Annotated in this window: 15 protein-coding genes and 1 tRNA gene; 8 read left to right on the top strand and 8 right to left on the bottom strand. The window is 62.0% G+C overall.

The genetic code is table 11. The annotated features are described in order from the left end of the window. Window positions 1–17: 17 nt before the first annotated feature. The 6 genes from jag to VGM51_18810 all read right to left on the bottom strand — a co-directional run bounded on the left by jag (window position 18) and on the right by VGM51_18810 (window position 3863). Window positions 18–503: an RNA-binding cell elongation regulator Jag/EloR gene (jag, locus tag VGM51_18835; GenBank protein HEY3415095.1), complete on the bottom strand. Its 486-nt coding sequence runs from the start codon at window positions 501–503 to the stop codon at window positions 18–20. Window positions 504–540: 37 nt separating this feature from the next. Further along, entirely contained in the window at window positions 541–2211 is a 1671-nt protein-coding gene (locus VGM51_18830; protein ID HEY3415094.1) for a YidC/Oxa1 family membrane protein insertase, read from the bottom strand. 111 nt (window positions 2212–2322) lie between these two features. Continuing rightward, on the bottom strand, window positions 2323–2559 hold the full coding sequence (yidD, locus tag VGM51_18825) for a membrane protein insertion efficiency factor YidD (protein ID HEY3415093.1): 237 nt from the start codon (window positions 2557–2559) through the stop codon (window positions 2323–2325). Beyond that, window positions 2556–2903 (bottom strand): ribonuclease P protein component, encoded by a 348-nt coding sequence (gene rnpA, locus VGM51_18820; GenBank protein HEY3415092.1) that lies wholly within the window; start codon window positions 2901–2903, stop codon window positions 2556–2558. The genes yidD and rnpA overlap by 4 nt, the downstream gene beginning before the upstream one ends. A 15-nt stretch (window positions 2904–2918) precedes the next feature. Continuing rightward, entirely contained in the window at window positions 2919–3077 is a 159-nt protein-coding gene (rpmH, locus tag VGM51_18815; GenBank protein HEY3415091.1) for a 50S ribosomal protein L34, read from the bottom strand. A gap of 699 nt (window positions 3078–3776) precedes the next feature. Beyond that, window positions 3777–3863, bottom strand: a tRNA-Ser gene (locus tag VGM51_18810). Between the two features lie 321 nt (window positions 3864–4184). Here VGM51_18810 and VGM51_18805 point away from each other — a divergent pair. The 8 genes from VGM51_18805 to VGM51_18770 all read left to right on the top strand — a co-directional run bounded on the left by VGM51_18805 (window position 4185) and on the right by VGM51_18770 (window position 15129). Then, complete coding sequence (locus tag VGM51_18805; GenBank protein HEY3415090.1) at window positions 4185–5156, top strand: SDR family oxidoreductase; 972 nt, start codon at window positions 4185–4187, stop codon at window positions 5154–5156. Between the two features lie 147 nt (window positions 5157–5303). Continuing rightward, window positions 5304–8480, top strand: a complete 3177-nt coding sequence (locus VGM51_18800) for a hypothetical protein (protein ID HEY3415089.1) — start codon at window positions 5304–5306, stop codon at window positions 8478–8480. 69 nt (window positions 8481–8549) lie between these two features. Beyond that, window positions 8550–9287 carry a prepilin-type N-terminal cleavage/methylation domain-containing protein gene (locus VGM51_18795; GenBank protein ID HEY3415088.1) on the top strand — a complete coding sequence of 246 codons (738 nt, stop codon included), beginning with the start codon at window positions 8550–8552 and terminating at the stop codon, window positions 9285–9287. Window positions 9288–9359: 72 nt separating this feature from the next. Further along, window positions 9360–10220, top strand: a complete 861-nt coding sequence (proC, locus tag VGM51_18790) for a pyrroline-5-carboxylate reductase (protein HEY3415087.1) — start codon at window positions 9360–9362, stop codon at window positions 10218–10220. Continuing rightward, complete coding sequence (locus VGM51_18785) at window positions 10174–11172, top strand: hypothetical protein (protein HEY3415086.1); 999 nt, start codon at window positions 10174–10176, stop codon at window positions 11170–11172. The genes proC and VGM51_18785 overlap by 47 nt, the downstream gene beginning before the upstream one ends. Window positions 11173–12368: 1196 nt before the next feature. Beyond that, complete coding sequence (locus tag VGM51_18780) at window positions 12369–13253, top strand: hypothetical protein (GenBank protein HEY3415085.1); 885 nt, start codon at window positions 12369–12371, stop codon at window positions 13251–13253. A 95-nt stretch (window positions 13254–13348) separates the two neighbouring features. Beyond that, on the top strand, window positions 13349–14080 hold the full coding sequence (locus VGM51_18775; GenBank protein ID HEY3415084.1) for a hypothetical protein: 732 nt from the start codon (window positions 13349–13351) through the stop codon (window positions 14078–14080). Window positions 14081–14682: 602 nt separating this feature from the next. After that, entirely contained in the window at window positions 14683–15129 is a 447-nt protein-coding gene (locus VGM51_18770; protein ID HEY3415083.1) for a hypothetical protein, read from the top strand. 10 nt (window positions 15130–15139) lie between these two features. On the opposite strand, the gene VGM51_18765 is transcribed toward VGM51_18770, so the two are convergent. Next, entirely contained in the window at window positions 15140–16108 is a 969-nt protein-coding gene (locus VGM51_18765; protein ID HEY3415082.1) for an adenosine deaminase, read from the bottom strand. 103 nt (window positions 16109–16211) lie between these two features. Continuing rightward, window positions 16212–17474 carry a hypothetical protein gene (locus VGM51_18760; GenBank protein ID HEY3415081.1) on the bottom strand — a complete coding sequence of 421 codons (1263 nt, stop codon included), beginning with the start codon at window positions 17472–17474 and terminating at the stop codon, window positions 16212–16214. Window positions 17475–17628 lie beyond the last annotated feature (154 nt).

Raw genomic sequence — 17628 nt, 5'->3', positions numbered from 1 at the left:
AGCCAGTTCGCAATCGCCTACGCCTTTGGAGAAATGACCACGCGGCGATCGGGGTCCTCTCCCTCGGAGTACGTGCTGATGCCCGGCTCTTCCACGAGCGCCGTATGGACGATCCGGCGCTCGGCGGCGTTCAGCGGGTCCATCACGGCCTCCTGGTTGTGCTCGCGTACCTGGGCGGCGAGGTCCTTGGCCATTTTGATCAACGTTTCCGCGCGGCGGGCGCGGTAACTCTCAGCGTCCACCGTCACGCGCAGCCGCTGATGGATCTCGCGCGCCAGCATCAGGCCCACAAGATATTGCAGCGCGTTGAGCGTCGCGCCCTGCTTGCCGATCAACGCTGGGGCGTCCGGGCCTTCCAGAACGAGCTCGACGGAGTCCTCATCCTGGCTCACGAGGATGGCTTTGGCGTCGAGGTGGCCCGTATCTAGGAGCTTTTGCGCAATATTGACAGCGGTTTCGCCGGCGTTAACGGCCGGGCCATCCTGGGTTTCGGTTTCGGTCATCGGTTTACCTCCGGCGCTTAGCGCCATGCGTGCAGGATCATTTCTTCCGCTTGGGCGGCGTCTGCTTCGGCCCGGGTTTGGGAGCGTCTTCGGGCGACCTCTGCGGCCTGGCCGTCTGGCTTGTCCCATTGCTGCCCGGGGAGCCGGATGACGTCACCGGGGATGCCACGGGAATCGGGTTCTTCTTCAGAAGGTGCCACTGCTGCCACGTCGTGAAGAAGTTGAAGAGCAGCCAGTACAGCACAAACGCGGAAGGGAATGTCTTCAGCACAAACAGGAACATGATGGGCATCATATACGCCATCATCATCTGCTGCTGGCGCTGCTGTTCATCCTGCGCGGGCATCACCGTCAGCTTCTGGCTGAGGAACATGCTCACCGCATAGAGTCCCAGCAGAATCATGTCCGGCTGTGCAAGGTTCGCACCGATGATCCCGGGCGCCAGAGATGCCGTGTGCGGGTTGACCCAGAGGAAGTATGCGTCGCGGAACTGGAAGTTGTAGAGGCGGATGACCGAGTACAACGCGATGAGGATTGGGAACTGGATCAGCATCGTCGCGCCGCAGCCCACGGGATTGACGCCTTCTTCCTTGTAGAGCGCCATCATCCGCTTATTCAGTTCCTCGGGCTTGTCCTTGCATTGTTCCTGCAGCGCCTTCATCTTCGGCTGGATCGCCGTCATTTTGCGCGTCGAGTTGAACTGGATGTTCGTCAGCGGAGTCATCGCGACCTTGATGACTACGGTGAAAATCAGCAGGGCCAGCGCAGCCGAATACCAGGGGTTGCGCCCCGTGAGGGCTACGAGGGCGTCCATCGTTTTATACGCGATCTTGCCCCTGTTGATCTGGTCGGCCAATGCCTCGGCGGCGAGGAAATCGCCCTTGTGATCCGCCGGCGTTCCGATCCAGTCCTTCACGACGCGTTCGTCCACGGCGCCGGTGCTGACTTGCCGCTCCGGGTATTTCTCAACGAGCGTTTTCAGCGCCTGCAGGGCGAGGTCGTACCGTTTGGCGGCGAGAGCCAGCCTGCCGGTGTTTGCCAGCGCCTGTGGCTGGTCCGCGAAATCGACCGGAGCGGCCCGAGCGTAATCGTCGAGCGCGGCGGCCGCGTCTCCGCGCTGTTCCGCCTGTTTGCCGGCGTTGAGGGATGCCAGCGCCTCGGCGGGGCTCACGGGAGCGATCGCGGGCAGTTTCGTCCCAGGGGCCATCCTGGCGGCGACATCCAGCGGACTGCCCGCCTTGGGCTGCGTCGAGAAGCCCAGCCAGTCGGTGACTTTGAGTGTGTCCGTGGGCGAAACGTTGATCGTCTTCGTGGAATGCGCCTGGGCCAGGGCGGTGAACGCCGTGATGGCGGCCGTGGAAAACGGCTCCGCCCGGCTGTAATCCGGCTGAGAGCGGCCCTGCGCCACAAGCGCGTCGGCGGCCTTGACCTCACGCTGCGCCTGCGCCAATGCGAACTCAGCGAGATCGGCCTGCAGCTGCTCGGTCGGTATCGGGGGCCGGCCGGGCTGGGCCACGGTGCCGTTTGCCGCCGTCTGATAGGATTTCAGCGCGTCGGTGTACTGACCGTTCGCCTTTGCCTGCTCGGCCTTGGCGAACTCGGCCGTCGCCGTCTCGGTGGAAACGCGATTGCACCCTGCGGAAAGCAGAGCTAATGCGCCTGCGAGGAACAGGACCGGCCATCGGCCGGATAACTTGCGAACTTGCATATTCTGGGGATGGATGACAACCGTTGACTGATCACTGGCCGGAAGCGTAGGGATCGCCTTAGATCCCGCGCCCGGCATTCATCATTCACCGTTCGTCGCCCATCATTCTCCTTATGGTACCGGGTCGTGGCCGCCAGCGTGAAAGGGGTGGCAGCGGCTAATGCGGCGGATGCCCATCCAGATGCCCCGGGGCACTCCGTAACGCTCGACCGCAATGAGCGTATATTCGCTGCAAGTGGGTGTGAACCTGCACGTGGGCGGCGTAAAACGGGAAACCGCCTGATATCGCCGAATTGTCCAGAGAGCGGCACGCTGTCCCCATGATGGGTGGTGTGGAGCGTGTGTCACCGCCCGCCCCCCTCGATCTTGCCGGCGGCCCGGCCCGCGAGTTCCGACAGAGCAGACTGCAGATCGGCGAATTCGGCTGCGGCCGCCGGGGCCCTCACGAGCACGCCGATATCAGCCTGGGGCAGCTGGTCCCACACTTCGAGCAGAAGCGCGCGTATCCGCCGCTTCACCAGGTTGCGTGTGACAGCGCCGCCCACCTTCTTGCCAACGCTGACGCCCGCGCGCCGTCGTCCCGGCGTTGCCAGAACGCGCAGTGACAGAAGCGGGCCGCCCACGCCAAATCCGCCGCGAAACAGCGCATCCCAGTCGCGGCCGGCCCGAAGTCGTCTCTCACGAGCGAGCACCGGCACCCTCCGAAGCTAGTACTTGAGAGCCTTGCCAACGCTCACGGACAGCTTCCAGCGCCCCTTCGCGCGGCGGCGTTTGAGCACGTTGCGGCCATCGGAAGTAGCCATGCGCACGAGGAAGCCGTGGGTGGTCTTGCGGTGCCGCCGATTCGGCTGATATGTTCGTTTCATACAATAAACCTCTACTGGCCGCGCGCACGCAGCGAAAAAGAAAGGGCGCATCGCCCGGAAGGACGCCGCCCCTGTGTGTTACAGGATACCAAAAGGCCTTTAACAGTATATACGCGCGGTCTTGGGGTGTCAACTGCGGGTTCTCCGCGGGCGCCGGGTGTCAGGTGCCAGATTCTGGATCGGCGGGTAGTGGGCGGAATCTCTGCTCCGCCCCCTACGCCCGAGACCTGACACCTGTTACCTGACACCCATTGTCTTACCGGGTCGCCTGGCCAAGGAGGGAGACAGCGGCCAGCAGCGATGTTACTGGCAAGACAATCAGCGCACCCCAGCTTAGCCAATCGCCAAGCGACCGGCCGTACCTGCGTGCAGCAGGACGGGCGCTGGCAACGGCGCGGGGAGCGGGTATCCGGGACACGTAGACACTGGAAACTTCCATCATAAAACCTCCGGGCATAATTGGGACCTAGAATCTTCTTGCTTCGGAGGACTGTACGCAGGAGGCGGCGCCCCGGTTTCACGGCATTGAGCCCCGGGGAGGATCATTTCCTGGGCGTGGGTGAGGGTGCGGCCTGAGCGTCGGATCGCCGGCGCCTGGGATGCAGGCAGAGGAGGTCCGAAACGTGGAAGCCGGGAGATGAGACGGCGGCCTTTCTGGCCGCGCGCTCATCCCCCGGCTTCCACGCATACCGGCGTCGATGGCGGAGAGTGTGGGATTCGAACCCACGGTGGGATTACCACGACGGTTTTCAAGACCGTTCCCTTAAACCACTCGGGCAACTCTCCCTACGCCCACATGGTATCCCACCAGAGCGATTGCGTCAAGGCGAGGCCCTGCCTCAGCGCGATGCTTCCCAACGGGGTGAACGATGATGGAGTGCCATGCGGGGGGATTCCGTCACTGAGGTTGGGTTAAGTCGCCCCCAGTCAATGCCGAAGGGAACGATGGCGGCGCGGCCGGCGAATCGAAACGTCCTGGACCGTCGATGGATTCGGAAGGCGCGCCTCAGTCATCAGATTCCGCGCGGCGCCTCCCGATGGGGGCGCGTTCGCTAGTATGTCCATGGATGCGCAGAGCAGTGTCGGGCTAACGATGGGAGTTTTCAAATGAACGATCTCGAGTTCGCGGGAAATCCGCTGTTCCTGGTAACCGGCGGCGCCGGGTTTATCGGTTCGCACATCGTCCACACGCTTCGCGGGATGGGCAGGCGTGTGCGTGTGCTGGATGACCTTTCCACGGGCCATCGCCACAATCTGGCGGGCGTTGCCGGGATCGAGTTCATGGTGGGTTCGCTCACTGATCCCTCCTCGGTGTCCGCCGCGGTCGCAGGCGTGGATTACGTCATTCATCAGGCCGCGATTCCCAGCGTCCCGCGAAGCGTGAAGGACCCGGTCACCACCAACGCCGCAAATGTTACGGGCACGCTCAACCTCCTCGTGGCCGCGCGGGATGCCGGCGTCCGGCGCCTGGTCTACGCCTCGTCCTCCAGCGTTTACGGCGATACGCCGACCCTGCCCAAGATCGAGACGATGCCGCCGCGCCCGAAATCGCCGTACGCGCTTCAAAAGCTGACCGCCGAAGAGTACTGCCGCCTCTTCTGGGAGCAATACGGGCTCGAGACGGTTATGCTGCGATATTTCAATGTGTTCGGCCCCCGACAGGATCCCACGAGCCAGTACACGGGTGTCATCGCCAAATTCGCAACTTCGCTTCTGAACGGAGAGCGCCCCACGATCTTCGGAGACGGGCTGACCAGTCGTGATTTCACGTTTGTGGCGAATAACGTGCGCGCCAACCTTCTCGCGTGCATCGCCCCCGGCGCGGCTGCCGGACAGGCCATGAACGTGGCCGTCGGCGATCGCATCACGCTCCTCGAACTTCTGGACGGGATGCAGAAGCTGCTCGGCACGAACCTGGAGCCGGTCTTTCAACCGGAGCGCGAGGGCGACGTGAAGCACAGCCAGGCGGATGTCTCGAAGGCCCGGACCCTTCTCGGATACGATCCGGTCGCCACGTTCTCTCAGGGCCTTGAGGCCACTGTGGCGTGGTACAAGGACAACCACGCCAGCCCTAGGTAGCGACGGCGTTTCACGGCCGAAGCTCCCCATGCCACGTGCCGGGCCCGGGTTGGGTACGGCTGGCGGCTTTGGATGAGTTTTCCGCCTCCACGCTTCTATACTGGCATGGCCCCTGAGGCCGTATGTCAGCAGGCATGGAGGTATCGAATGTCCGTCTTTCGACCGCTCGGTTTTGTCCTTGCAAGCCTCTTGTTTTTCCCCGTACTCGCTCGTGGCCAGACCCCCTGGGAAGGCGCGGGCTACATGAACCGCCTGCCCCTCACGATGAAGTCCTACTCCGGGCACAACTACGCGCAGGGCGAGGTCGTGGCCGCCAGCATTTCGGAATTCGTCGTTGCGGGACGCATCAGGACCGATGGCGCCGATGCCGTGGTCTACTACAACGGCGCTCCCATCCCGTCGCGGGCATTGGTGATGGGCGGAACCACCAAGGTACTCTTCCCGTTGCAGGCGCCCCTTCCGGAGCGCTCCCAGCAGGCGGGATATACGCTCTACTTCAACGGGTTGACCGGCGTCACGGCGCCGCCTCTTCCGGCCGGAGTGCAGGGCTGGGACTTCTCCGACGGCTCACTCCACGGGTGGAAAAGCCTCCAGGACCCAGGCGGGTCTGCGGATGTCAACATCACGGCGGATGAAACGTATGGTAACGCGCTGACGATGGACAACAGCCTGTATCATCATCCCATCGCTTTCGCCTCCACCATGACACCGCAGGCCGAGGGGACCGTTTACACCAAGCTTCGGACGGGAGGCGGTGAGGAGGAGGCCGCCGCGTTCCAGAGGTTCACCACTCAGACTTTGACCGACACCGGCAACGTCCCCTATCTCACCGGCGGCAACGTGGCCGGAACCGGTCTCGCGGTGGACGCCTTCGGGTCTCAGCAGATGCTGGTCACGGTCGGCCTCGGATCTCCGGAGGGGGCTTCACAGCGCATCCATCCGGGGCCCGGCGCCCTGGACCCAGGGACGCCATATGTCGCTTCATCGAACAATTTCCAGTACATGGTGACGGCTACGCTGGAAATCGACGGAGTGACGGCAGTCCTCGGAGATGCCTGGCAGGCGCCGGTGGATTCCCGGCAGGGCGGCGCGGACCCGTCCCCGTTCGGGTTTGCCGGAGGGTATCGCGCTACCAGCGCCAACGAGAGCCAGCAGCCGCTCAATGCAGGGGTCGTGGGCATTATGTCGTACTATTCGACTCTCAAGCTTCACTGGATGTACGCGGTTCCCAGCGGCTGGGCGGAGGCGCTGGAAACGGTGCCCGGCACTGTTGAGACAGCGGATGGCCCCGGCCGCGGGCTCGCGATCGTGCAGGGCATCACCTACTACCAGCCGAACGGGAAGGCTTCACCGGTGGGCGGGCTGACCGTCACGATCCGCGATTCGTCGAATGCGGTCCTGGCTTCCGGCGTCAGCGGGCTCAACGGCGAGTACAAGCTGATCGTCACGGCCGGGGCGACAGCCTCAACGATCAACGTCACGGCGGCGCAAAAGGGGATCAACGGGTCGGCATCCGCCAGCGTAAAGGAGAACGGCATCATTGCGCTGGACATACCGGTCATTTTCACCTCACATGTAAGCGGACGCGTGACCGACGCGGCCGGAGCGCCGGTGCAGGGCGCCGCAGTCGGCCGGGCGCTCGACGGCCTGCCCTGGGTGTTCACGGACTCGGACGGGCGCTACACCCTGCCGGTACCGGTCGGAACCCGTGTCATCGGCGCCCATAAGGACGGCATGTACCTGAGCGGTCCGCAATGGGTGCCGTCCATATCCGCCAATTTCACGCTCCTGCCCGCGACCACCAACCTCCTCGCCGGCAGGACGCCGGCCTTCTCGCCGGTCGCCTCGGAGGGCACAGGCGTCGCCGGCCTCAACGATGGCGATCTGAGCACTAACTGGACAAGCGGCGCCGTCGAGACGATCTCGGACGCAAACCCGCTGCGCCTGACATACACCCTCGACAACGCCACGGTCAGTGAAGTGGACGTCCATTGGAAACATTATCCGGCGGCGTGGCGTATCGAGATGACCAACTCGGGCGGCACACGGACGTACTACCAGGCGGGCGGGACTTCCGCCAACGAACGCGGCGGCTTCATCGCTCCCGGCACGACCGATCGCCACGTAATCGCGGTGAAGACCGCGGCCGTTACAGACGTCACGTCGATCTCCATCGTCGTGACTGCGGTTTCGGACACAACTCCCGTCTCCGCATACGAGATCATCGCCAGGCCGGACAATGCGACCACCGTCGCCGACGTCGCCACAGCCATGCGCATTGCGGTGGGCTTCCAGGCCGCGCCCATCGACAACAACGCCTTCTATCGCTGGAACGCGCGCAATGACGACGCGACGATCAACGTTCTCGATGCGGTCGAGCTTGTGAAGGATCTGAACCGTGAAGTGAAGCCGCTGAGAGTGTTCGTCATCAACTACCAGCCCGTCATCGAGGCCGAAGGGAGCCGCACGGTGGGGCAGATCTTCGGCTGGTTCAATCCCTATGCGAACACCGAGGCCCACCGCGCGGACATGGAGCTTGCCAGCCACGACTATCTCCGGATCAATCTCCTGCCCCAAGCCTCCGTGGACGAATACCCGATTTTCACCAACGGCTATCGCTTCACCGATTCGTCGTTCACCACGGCGTGGCGAACGAGGACGTTCCCACCCGGCCATTGCGATGAGAACGCGATCATCAAGGAGTTTGACCTCGTGCGGCGGGTGGACTGCGGCGACATCGACGAAATCTGGGTCCAGGCGCCACCCGGCTTTGCGATGTGGGAGACAACGATGGCCGGGCCGGGCGCGTATTTCTGCAACTCGGGCCCCGTTTCCGGCACGAACGGAAACCGCCTGTTCATCATGACCTTCTTCAACTACGAGCGCTCGAACGACGTCATGCTGGAAGACTGGGGCCATCGAACGGAGAGCATCCTCGGGTTCCACGTCTATGGGAGCTGGGATTCCGCCAGCGAACGAACCACGTGGGACAGGTTCACCCGTTATGACAAGAACTCGCCCGGCCGGGCGTCGTGCGGGAATGTCCATTACCCGCCAAACGGCACCAGCGATTACGATTTCGCCAATACCACCCTCGTGTCCAGCGACGCGGATGACTGGCTCAACTACCCCAACTTCACCGGAACGCGCACGATGGTCAACCGCGAAAACTGGGCCGCGCCCTTCTACGGCGACTATCATCGAAACTACCACATCTGGTGGTTCCAGCGCATGCCACACATCCCGGGCATCGGGCCGGACGGCATGCAGGCCAACTGGTGGAAATACATCGTCGATCTGAACAGTTACCCGGAGAGCAGATAGCCCCGGGAGGAAGGCTTTGGGGGGCGGGCGGGCTGCCGGCTTCCTAAACCCTCCGGAGGACGGGATCCGATGAAAAACAAGCGCGGATTCACGCTCATCGAACTGCTGGTGGTCATCGCGATCATCGCGATTCTGGCCGCCATTTTGTTCCCTGTTTTCGCTAAAGCGAGAAACCGGGCCAGGAACGCGGCGTGCGTGAGCAATCTGAAACAAATCGGTAATGCACTGGTTATGTATGGCGACGACAACGACGGCTTTCTCTACCCCCAGTGGTTCTCGGACGGCGGCGTCTGGGACTACCTGATCGGGAAGTGTCCCCCGCCCGCGAGCCCCGGCGGGCCGTGGCCCCAGTTGCTCTGGGCGACGGCGCATTCCCCATACTGCAAATCGATGGACGTCTACCGGTGCGGCTGTGACGGCAACAACGGCGAGCCGAAGCGCTGGCGTTTCAATATGAACTCCGCCACGCCGGAAAACCTGAAGAGCGAGTCCTATTTCTATATGGGACTGGACGTCTGGAAGGCCGATGACGAGATCAACGCCGGCCGCGCCAGCGGGTATGCCTACCAGGTAATCAACGCCGGGCCGCGAAGATACATGCGGAAGATCACGGATAAGCAGAACTACCAGCAGGTGGGCAACGGCTCCGTCGGCTGGCTGGTGCGCGACAAGTACTTCAACAACGGCAAAAACTATGCGACCACCCACGGTGTCAACACGGACACAAAGGATGGCCGGCAGGGCCTTGGCACCAACGTGCTGCTCTTCGACACGTCCGTAACGTGGCGCGGCTGGTGGGATGGCTAGGTAAGCGATAAACGATGAGATTTGCGCGGACCTTTGTTAAGTGATTCCCGCCGCGCTGAACAAGGAGAGAACATGCCCGACAACACTGAACCGTCGTCTCCGCCCCTGATCGGCCCGGACCGCACGCTGGGCATCATCGGCGCCGGAGTCATGGGCATCACCCTGGCGCAGGGCCTTCTCTCCAGCGGGCTCCTTACCCGCGGACAAATGTGGGCCTCCGCCAAGACCGAATCGACGCGCAACCGGACCTCGGAAACGCTCGGGATACCCGTCGAGGAGCGGTACCTCGATCGCGTGCCGTCGACGGATGTCGTGCTCATCTGCGTCAAACCGGCCCAGATCGGATCGGTGCTGGAGAATCTCAAGCGTGCCTCCCTGCGCGAAGACACCTTGCTGATCTCCATACTCACCGGGGTTACCCTGGAAACGCTGGAAACCAGCCTCGGCGCGAAGAACCCCTGGGTGCGCGCCATGCCGAACACCCCGTGCATCGTTGGGGAAGGCATGACCGTGATCTGCGGCGGCTCGCACGCCAACGTAGAGCACCTGGCAAAGGCCCAACGCATTTTCGAAGCAGTCGGCAAATGCCTGCCCGTCGATGAGACCTACTTCAACGCCATCACCGCGCTCAGCGGTTGCGGTCCGGCGTACCAGTACCTCATCATCGAGGCGATGGCGGACGCCGGAGTGAGCGAGGGCCTGCCGCGCCAGCTCGCATTGACGCTTGTGGCCCAGACCGCTTTGGGCGCCGCGAAGATGGTTCAAACGACCGGGCGGCACCCGGCCTCGCTCCGCGACGACGTCACAACGCCCGCGGGCTGCACCATTGGCGGCGTTCTCAAGCTCGAGGACGGTAAACTGCGCTCGGTGCTCGCGCAGGCGATCCATGAAGCAACGCGCATCGCCGGCAAACTGGGCGCGCCTGCTAAGTAGGAGGACCGCTGTCGCTAGTGACAAGCGGACTAGCGGTGCGTTAACCCCGCTGAGCCCATTTCAGGAGGTTGCCATGCGCTTGTGTTCTCTGTCGGCAATCCTCGCCGCGCTTGGCTGCGTTTGCGGTTCGGCGATTGCCAAGCCGGAGCCCGATGCCGCCACTCTGAAGTTCATTGCGGCGTGCATCCGCTATTTCACTTGGCCTGATGATTATTACCGGCCGGGCGAGGCTCGTCGTGAGCTGTCTCACATGGACGGCAAGAGCCAGATCGCTTTCCTTCGGCAGAGACGAGAGGCCCGAGAGTCGCGCAGTTACCTCGAACATCTGTCCCACCGGGCTTTCAAGCGTCACCTCGCCGATGCGTTATACTTGACGACACCGCGTGGGACTCCACGTTACTGCGTGGCCTATGCCGCCGCCATGCGGGGCCAGGACGTGATGCGGAACTGCGCACGCTTGCAAGACGTCTACCCCCAGCCCGGCGAGCGCGATGTGTGGAAGCGTCGAAACAAGCTACAGCTCTGGGAACGCACTCTGGTGGACAAAGTGCTCAACGGAGCTTATCTGACTCCCAATGAGGTTTGCATGCCCTCATACCTGGCAAACGTATACGACCGACATCCAGATGAGCGTATCCTGCGATTTATCTTTGACAGGCCGTCTCCCGATGGCGAGGGAGCCATGTGCCTCAGCCAAGCCATTGGTCGCCTTGCCGCTGATCATACAACCGCCGTGCTCCGATTCGCGTGCCGCAAACAACACGACTTCGGTTGGCTTCGGGGAGGCCTGTCCGGGTACTTACAGGCCCCTCTCCGGGAGAAGGCGCGGCGCCACCTTCATGCAATCTCACGCTCTGGCGGTTCCATTGCGTCGGCCGCGACGCTTTGCCTGACGGACATGGCGCGCTGGGATGAGATGATTGCGAAACAAGATCGCGCCGCCAAATCCTAATCGTTCGCCGCGAACGCGTGGCGGCGGGCGGCTTCCTGGCATTTTCGCAACGTTTGGCGGCAGATGGGGTGACCCGACTATTCCCAGGCGTCCAACCACTAACGTGCCGGGATATGGCGACTGCAGACTCGAGAATACGGGTTCGTCCCACAATGCGGCAGGATGCGAGCACTTGACCTGTTGGGTGTGCTTGACGGTGCAGAAGTCGTGCACTCCGGAAGGCGACTCGAAATGAGAAATATCGTAACCACTTTGGTGCTTATTATCGCGGTGATATGCGTGACGAGAGGGCAAGTTAGCGACAGCAGTGTTGCCTTCGGTTCGCTTTCCGCCCTAACCCGTATCGCAGTCTCGCCCGATGGCAAACGACTGGCTTTCGAAGGTTACGGTCCCGCTGTGACATCGGGAACATACTCTCTACCAGTGAGTCGGGTTGAGCCTCGCCAGGATCATGTAGAACAACCGAGGTTGCTGGCCCCAAACGGTCACAACCTTAGGTGGAGCCCGGACAGCACTTCGTTTCTCTTTGACAAGCCTACAAGCCAACCTCCCGACGCACATTCCTCAATTTGGATTGGCAACGTCGGCTCAACCAGGTCACGGTGGGTTGCTTATGGCCGAATGGGCTGCTGGTCGCCCGACGGGAAAGCGCTGGCCTTTGTTCGCGCTAACCGGTTACTAGTGGTCAGAACTAAGAACCCAAAACCTCGTGTCGTCTTCGACGGGGGACCGAGGGCAAGCGGCGATCTGGAGGACCCAGTGTGGGCTCCCGATGGCCGTGAGATCGTGGTGTCACGGGCGGACGGAAGACTCTGGGCTGTGAATCCGCTTGGCGGCACCGCACGCCCTCTCACATGGTCGTCGAGCCATAAAGCTGATTTACAGCCGTCGTTTTCACCCGACGGTCGATGCTTGGCTTTCACCCGTGGTTACTACGGCCAATTGCGCTCGGTCGAAGGCGTTCCTGTGATGCAATCCCACGAGATCGTAGTTATCGCGCGGAGATCCTGCAGAGTGATCTACTCTGGCGGTCGATCTGATGGTAGATCAGATGAGTCTCCGCAGTGGTTAGGAAATAACAGAATTGCCTTCGTACGAGGCACGCGGTTGGCCTTCGCTTGGCTCCGTGCGCCATCGAAGCCGTGACAAGCAGTCTGTACATGCGTTGAAAGGGATGACCCTTGCTCGAGGAGGGAATGATGCGGCTCTTTGCTGTCGGTATACTCCTCATTGGCCTTGCCGTGCCCGCCATGGCGAAGCCCGCACCCACCGCGGAAACACTTCGCTTCGTGGCCGCCTGCGCGCGCGATTACGCTTGGTATACGAGTTTGGACAGACCGCGCGTCGTGCGGGCCATGCAGAAAGAGCATAACCAAGACTACTTCGCGTCACGAGCCCACGTGAATGCATCTAAGGCTTACTTACGCCACCTCTCACCCCGTGCATTCCGGCGGCGCCTGGATGACGCTCTCTACCTGACGACACCGCGCTCGCGGACCCGCTGTGCTGTCGCGTATGTGGCCGCGATGCGAGGTGTCGACACAATCCTGAACTGCAGGCGCATGAACGATGCGGTGCCAGACAATCGTCCGCCACGGCAGCCACAGGAATGGGAAGTGCAGCTGCTCATCCGAGTGGAGGTCGGCAGCTTCATCTATGTTAACATTCTCAGTGTCCCAGATCGCCTCATCGACGTCTACCGTCGCTACCCGGATGACCGCATCCTGGCGGTCATCTACGCTTACCCGGCGGGCGGTGACGGAGAAGGGCAGATGACCATTACCCAAGCCCTCTCCACGTTGGCGGGCGAGTATCCAGAAGCGATGCTGCGAGTGGCCGCGCACGACAGCAGGAGTCTACAAGGACTGATTACCTTTGGTCTGTGCGGCTTCGACGCAAATCCGAAAGGGAGGGAACAGGCACGGCGCATCTATCCTCGCATTGCGCGCGCTGGCGGCCCGCTGGCGGCGGCTGCCCGCAAATGCCTGCAAGGCATAGCCGAAGACGACGCCTATCAGTCCCAGCGAGTACGGCGCGAGCGGGCAGAGCAAGCTGCTCGAGGTAGGAATGCCAACCGGTGAACCGTTTACTCGCTGTTTGGCCTCAAGCGTTTTTCGCCACGTGCCACGGGGCCACCGCGCTTGCGCCGACCACTGAACGTACAAGGATATATCGAGTGAACTATCCGATGGTCTTGATCTCGACGGCGTGTCTGCTCTTCGGTCACACACCCGTGTTTCCTGCGGTTCCCTCGCGGGATCGGCCCGCTGCCAGCGACCTGGGAATGGTCCCACGTATATCGAGGTTCGTCTGGTACGGGAAGGGTCCGGGGGGCGCGGCGGACTGGATGCTGGTTGCCACGCTGCCCCACCATCTCGAGCAAGGGACCGCCACCCTTGACGCATACGAACTCCGAAAAGGAGATTGTCCCAACGGGGAATGCGACACGCTTGTCCGGGCACATCGGTGGTCTGGACCGTTGGTAGGGGTAATCCAACGCTTGCAGGTCTACCGAGACGCGAAGGGCACGTTGTATGCCGCTCTGGATATGGGTGGCGCAAGCACCGCCGGGGTCTGGGTCCTCGCGATCCCGCGCACCGGACCCGCCAAGACCCTGTATTTCAACATGAACCGCGGCGAACCCAGATTCCGGCTGTCCAAAGGGGTGCCAGAGATCCGCGAGCTGTGGGAGATCGCCCGCCTGATGAAACACGGGTGGCATCCCACGCGGGCGTTCGACAGACACGTGCTTGTCGAGCGCATCTACCGACTCGGACTGAAGGGCGTCTTCCAGCTGAAGTCCGTCCAGCCGGCCCTGCAGGACGAGAAGAGGCTGTCCGCGAAGGATTTCCAGGGGCTCGTTCAGGAGAGGCGGTTCGAGGAGTCCCAGACCAGGCGACGCAGTTGAAGTTCACTGTCGGCAAGGATATGGCGTTTGCGAGGTGTTCCGCGAGGCAATCAGCCACGTGAGGTTGGTAGCGATGCCGCTCTCGGAACCCGTGCCTTAGCTCACCGCGAACGCGTGGCGACGGGCGGCGTCCTAGCATTTTCGGAGCGTCACGATTCACCGGTATAAATCCCTGCGACCACAAACTGTGTGGGGTATATCACTTACGTGATGCGCATCACGGCGCTCCGGACAAGTACGGCCCAACAAACAACCCGGCGGGGCAAGACATGCTATTCCAACTCAAGAGAGCATTCAGTTTGGTCGTTATCTGTCTCACCGCTATGGGATATGCTTCTCCGCATTCCATGCCAGGTGGCATTCCCACGGGGCTACCATCAGCTCAGGTAGAGCTGACCACCGTTCTGCCTTCGGAATATGCAGATCCAAGTCTGCGCGAGGTGGATTCGACGACAGTGTGCGGTCAACGCTTGGTGGCTGTATGTGCGTCCCCGAATCATCCCGCAACGAGCACAGGTGTTCCGCCATACGCGAAGGTTTTCATAGTTGCGATTCGGGGCTCCAAGCCGGAGGTGATTGCTACCGCCGTTTGCACGGGTGATGTGCTATCTGAAAGCATTGTCGCGCTGTCTGACGGGAAGTGCGGGCTGGTGATCGGCGCTGTCACCCGGCAGTATGGCGGGAGTGTTTCCCGGTTCCATCTGCGTGAGTACCGCTATGCCGTGAAAACCCATCAACTTCAGCGGCAGTTGGTAGTTAGGTATGTCGATGGAGCCACCCTGCCGCTGCCTGGCAAATCCGGCCGGTCGCCGGCTTTCCTGGTTGCCGAACCGGTGTACGACGTGTTCAAATTCCAGCCACAGCGATACCGTTTTCGCTTATATGCCGCACCGTCGTCGGAAGGTTATTCGCTTCGGCTCACGCTGATGACCAATCGTAGGTACGATCGGCTGGAAGGAGCGTATCGGGAGATCCGACCGCGACTGCTGAAAGCAGTCGGTTCGGCGTACTCCGTGGCCAGCCTGTTCCCGCCGCTTACACCGGCCTGACGAGGGCGTCTCAGTTCGCTGCGAATGCGTGGCGGCGGGCGGCGTTCTGGCATTTTCGCAGCGTTGAAAAGTCGATAACGTCCTCGGTCAGCAGATTCTCCACTTCCCATGGCAGGCGCACGTTGTGCAGGCCCGCGTTGTCGGTGGCGATCGCTATGTCTACCCCCTCGCGCCCGCAGCGCTCGAAAACCGGCTGGAGGTCGCTTATGTCTGTCAGCGTTCCGGTCTTGAGGTAGGTGGTGGGGCAGACCTCCAGGCACTGGCCGCGTTCGGCGAGCGACGGCAGCAGTTCCGGATAGAGCAGCGGTATCTGGATGCCGTGGCCAATGCGCTCCAGATACGGAAGCAGTTCCGGATGACACCCGTTCACCGTTTCGAACAGGTGGCCCGTGGTGTGGACGCCCGCCTCGCGAGCACGCCTGAACAGCGCGATCCATTCGTCCATTCGCGGGCCGTACTGCGTGTCCGGCCCCGCCAGGTCGATGCCGCAGACAACATCGCGGCGGCGCATGGCCAGGTCCAGGGTCGCGGCGTTCACCTCGTAGGGAAGGCGGCTGTGCATGCACAGGATCTGCGGCATGCGGACGGGGTAGTCCTCCAGGTGCGCCGCCTCGGCGATCACATCCACCACCTGCTCCATCTGCGCGATGCGGCCCAGGTCGTCGAGAGCGACGTCGGTCCGGTAAAACGGGCAGTGCCGGATTTCGAGGTATTCGATGTTTTCGAACACGTAGGCGCCGCGCACCAGTTTACTGACGAAGTAGGGGAGCATCTCCAGCCGCTGAACGCCCTCGACCATCGCATGCAGTTCCAGGTATTCGGTCAGACTCCGGCGCGGGCGGGTGACGAAGTCTTCGAAGTCCTCATACTGGGGGAATCGGCGCGCAAGCGGGTGGTCGTGGCGCACGAGGTAGCGCCAGAACACGCGGGGCACCACGGCCCCGCCCAGGTGGCGGTGGAGTTCGTAATGGACAGGCATAAGGTTCGCTCAGGGCTGAGGGCCAGGGGCTGAGGGCCGGGCAGGGACCCGGACAAATACCTCGGTGCGGCTTCTCAGCCCTCAGCCCTGCTCTCTCCGCCCTTTAATAGAACAGGAATGGCCACCAGGATTTCATCGGCTTTCCGTTATCGTCCTTCGCGGGGCTGTTCGGGCCGGGCATGTTTTGCCGCCAGTAGACCAGCCATGGGCCCATGCAGTCGTCCGCGATGGTGTTGTAGCGCTTGAAGCGGCTCACATCCCAGAGGTCCTTTTTGTCCTGGCCGTCTGGTCCGTCGTGAAGGCGATAGTGCTCGATGGTGGACATAACCTTTTCGGGGTTGTCCAGATCATAGTCGTGCCGTCCCGAGGGGTTGTAGTGCACGTTGCCGCCGATGGCGTAGTAGTTCTTTATCGTCTTGCGCTCGCCGCCGGTGGTCACGACCATCGTGGTCGGATCGGGGTAGTCGACACCGGTATCGCCGTGACCGTACAGGCGGGTGTCACCGGGAGCAAAGCCCCATCGTTTGTCGAGGTCAAAACCGGCATACTCGTTGAAGTATTTCGCGAAGTAAGGGATGGAATTGGAATTTGCCATGCCTTCGAACGAGTGGCTGAGGCTTTCCGTGAAACAGCCAACACCGCGGTCGCTGTTGATAAAGCCGATGCGGAGGCTGCGGCCTATCCACGGCTGTCCCTCACTGCCGCCGTTGCCGGCCTGCACCCATTTGTTGGGTATTTTCTTCAGATTCGCGTCGTACGCCTGTTTCACCTCGATGCTCTCGAACGGCGAACCGAAATTGCCCTGGATAGCGGTGAACCAGACTTCGTTGACGAGGCCCTTGTTCACCAATTGGCTGAGCGTCAGATACTTGCCGGTCTTCGCATCCTTGTAGCCGTAGTATTTGGCGAAGGTGGGGCCAAACAGGTCCGAATATTGGAAGTTGATGCCCTCTTTCCAGTTCGGAACGCGGGGGTATTTCGTGCTGTTGCCGTCGAGGCGCTCACCCTGTGGACGCGGGTCTGCCGGGCGGTCCGCAAGATCCACGAATTTGGCGATTTCGTACTGGAGGGTCACGGGAGCGCTGGGATTCGCGTAGCCGTGGTAGCGGGACGATTCCGCAAGCGCGGCGATGAGTTTGTTGACAATAGCCTTGGCCTGTTCGGGCGTGCGGTTGTTGCTGAAGTTGAGGACCAGCACGCGCGGCTTGAGGAGCTGAATCCTGTCGTGGTTCTTGATGAGCCACTCATCTGAGTTGGCGCTGCTCCTGGAGTTCGGCCAAACGGAGGTGTCTTTGGGCAGTGCGGCGAGGGCAGGGACGCACAAGGTCATTGCCGCTATCATCGCGGCGGTACCGGCGAGGTTCATTCTGTTCTCCTTCGCAGACAGGGGCGGTCACAGGCAGTATAGTGCCGCGGCGGATTCACGATAAACCGATGCGCTCCAGTATTGCGGATTCAGTGATTGTCCCGACCCGGCCTCTTGGGACAAACTTGCATGGATCAATCTGTTCGATTGGGGG

The sequence above is a fragment of the Armatimonadota bacterium genome (genome assembly GCA_036504095.1).
In the GTDB taxonomy this organism is placed as follows: Bacteria; Armatimonadota; DTGP01; order JAKQQT01; family JAKQQT01; genus DASXUL01.
The sequence above is the reverse complement of the archived record's forward strand: the minus strand, read 5'-3'. Positions and strand labels throughout refer to the sequence as shown.

What these genes read in the sequence shown, in the direction of transcription:
- jag (HEY3415095.1), bottom strand. Translation starts at nt 503, where the DNA reads ATGACCGAAACCGAAACCCAGGATGGCCCGGCCGTTAACGCCGGCGAA.
- VGM51_18830 (HEY3415094.1), bottom strand. Translation starts at nt 2,211, where the DNA reads ATGCAAGTTCGCAAGTTATCCGGCCGATGGCCGGTCCTGTTCCTCGCA.
- rpmH (HEY3415091.1), bottom strand. Translation starts at nt 3,077, where the DNA reads ATGAAACGAACATATCAGCCGAATCGGCGGCACCGCAAGACCACCCAC.
- VGM51_18805 (HEY3415090.1), top strand. Translation starts at nt 4,185, where the DNA reads ATGAACGATCTCGAGTTCGCGGGAAATCCGCTGTTCCTGGTAACCGGC.
- VGM51_18800 (HEY3415089.1), top strand. Translation starts at nt 5,304, where the DNA reads ATGTCCGTCTTTCGACCGCTCGGTTTTGTCCTTGCAAGCCTCTTGTTT.
- VGM51_18795 (HEY3415088.1), top strand. Translation starts at nt 8,550, where the DNA reads ATGAAAAACAAGCGCGGATTCACGCTCATCGAACTGCTGGTGGTCATC.
- proC (HEY3415087.1), top strand. Translation starts at nt 9,360, where the DNA reads ATGCCCGACAACACTGAACCGTCGTCTCCGCCCCTGATCGGCCCGGAC.
- VGM51_18785 (HEY3415086.1), top strand. Translation starts at nt 10,174, where the DNA reads ATGAAGCAACGCGCATCGCCGGCAAACTGGGCGCGCCTGCTAAGTAGG.
- VGM51_18780 (HEY3415085.1), top strand. Translation starts at nt 12,369, where the DNA reads ATGATGCGGCTCTTTGCTGTCGGTATACTCCTCATTGGCCTTGCCGTG.
- VGM51_18765 (HEY3415082.1), bottom strand. Translation starts at nt 16,108, where the DNA reads ATGCCTGTCCATTACGAACTCCACCGCCACCTGGGCGGGGCCGTGGTG.
- VGM51_18760 (HEY3415081.1), bottom strand. Translation starts at nt 17,474, where the DNA reads ATGAACCTCGCCGGTACCGCCGCGATGATAGCGGCAATGACCTTGTGC.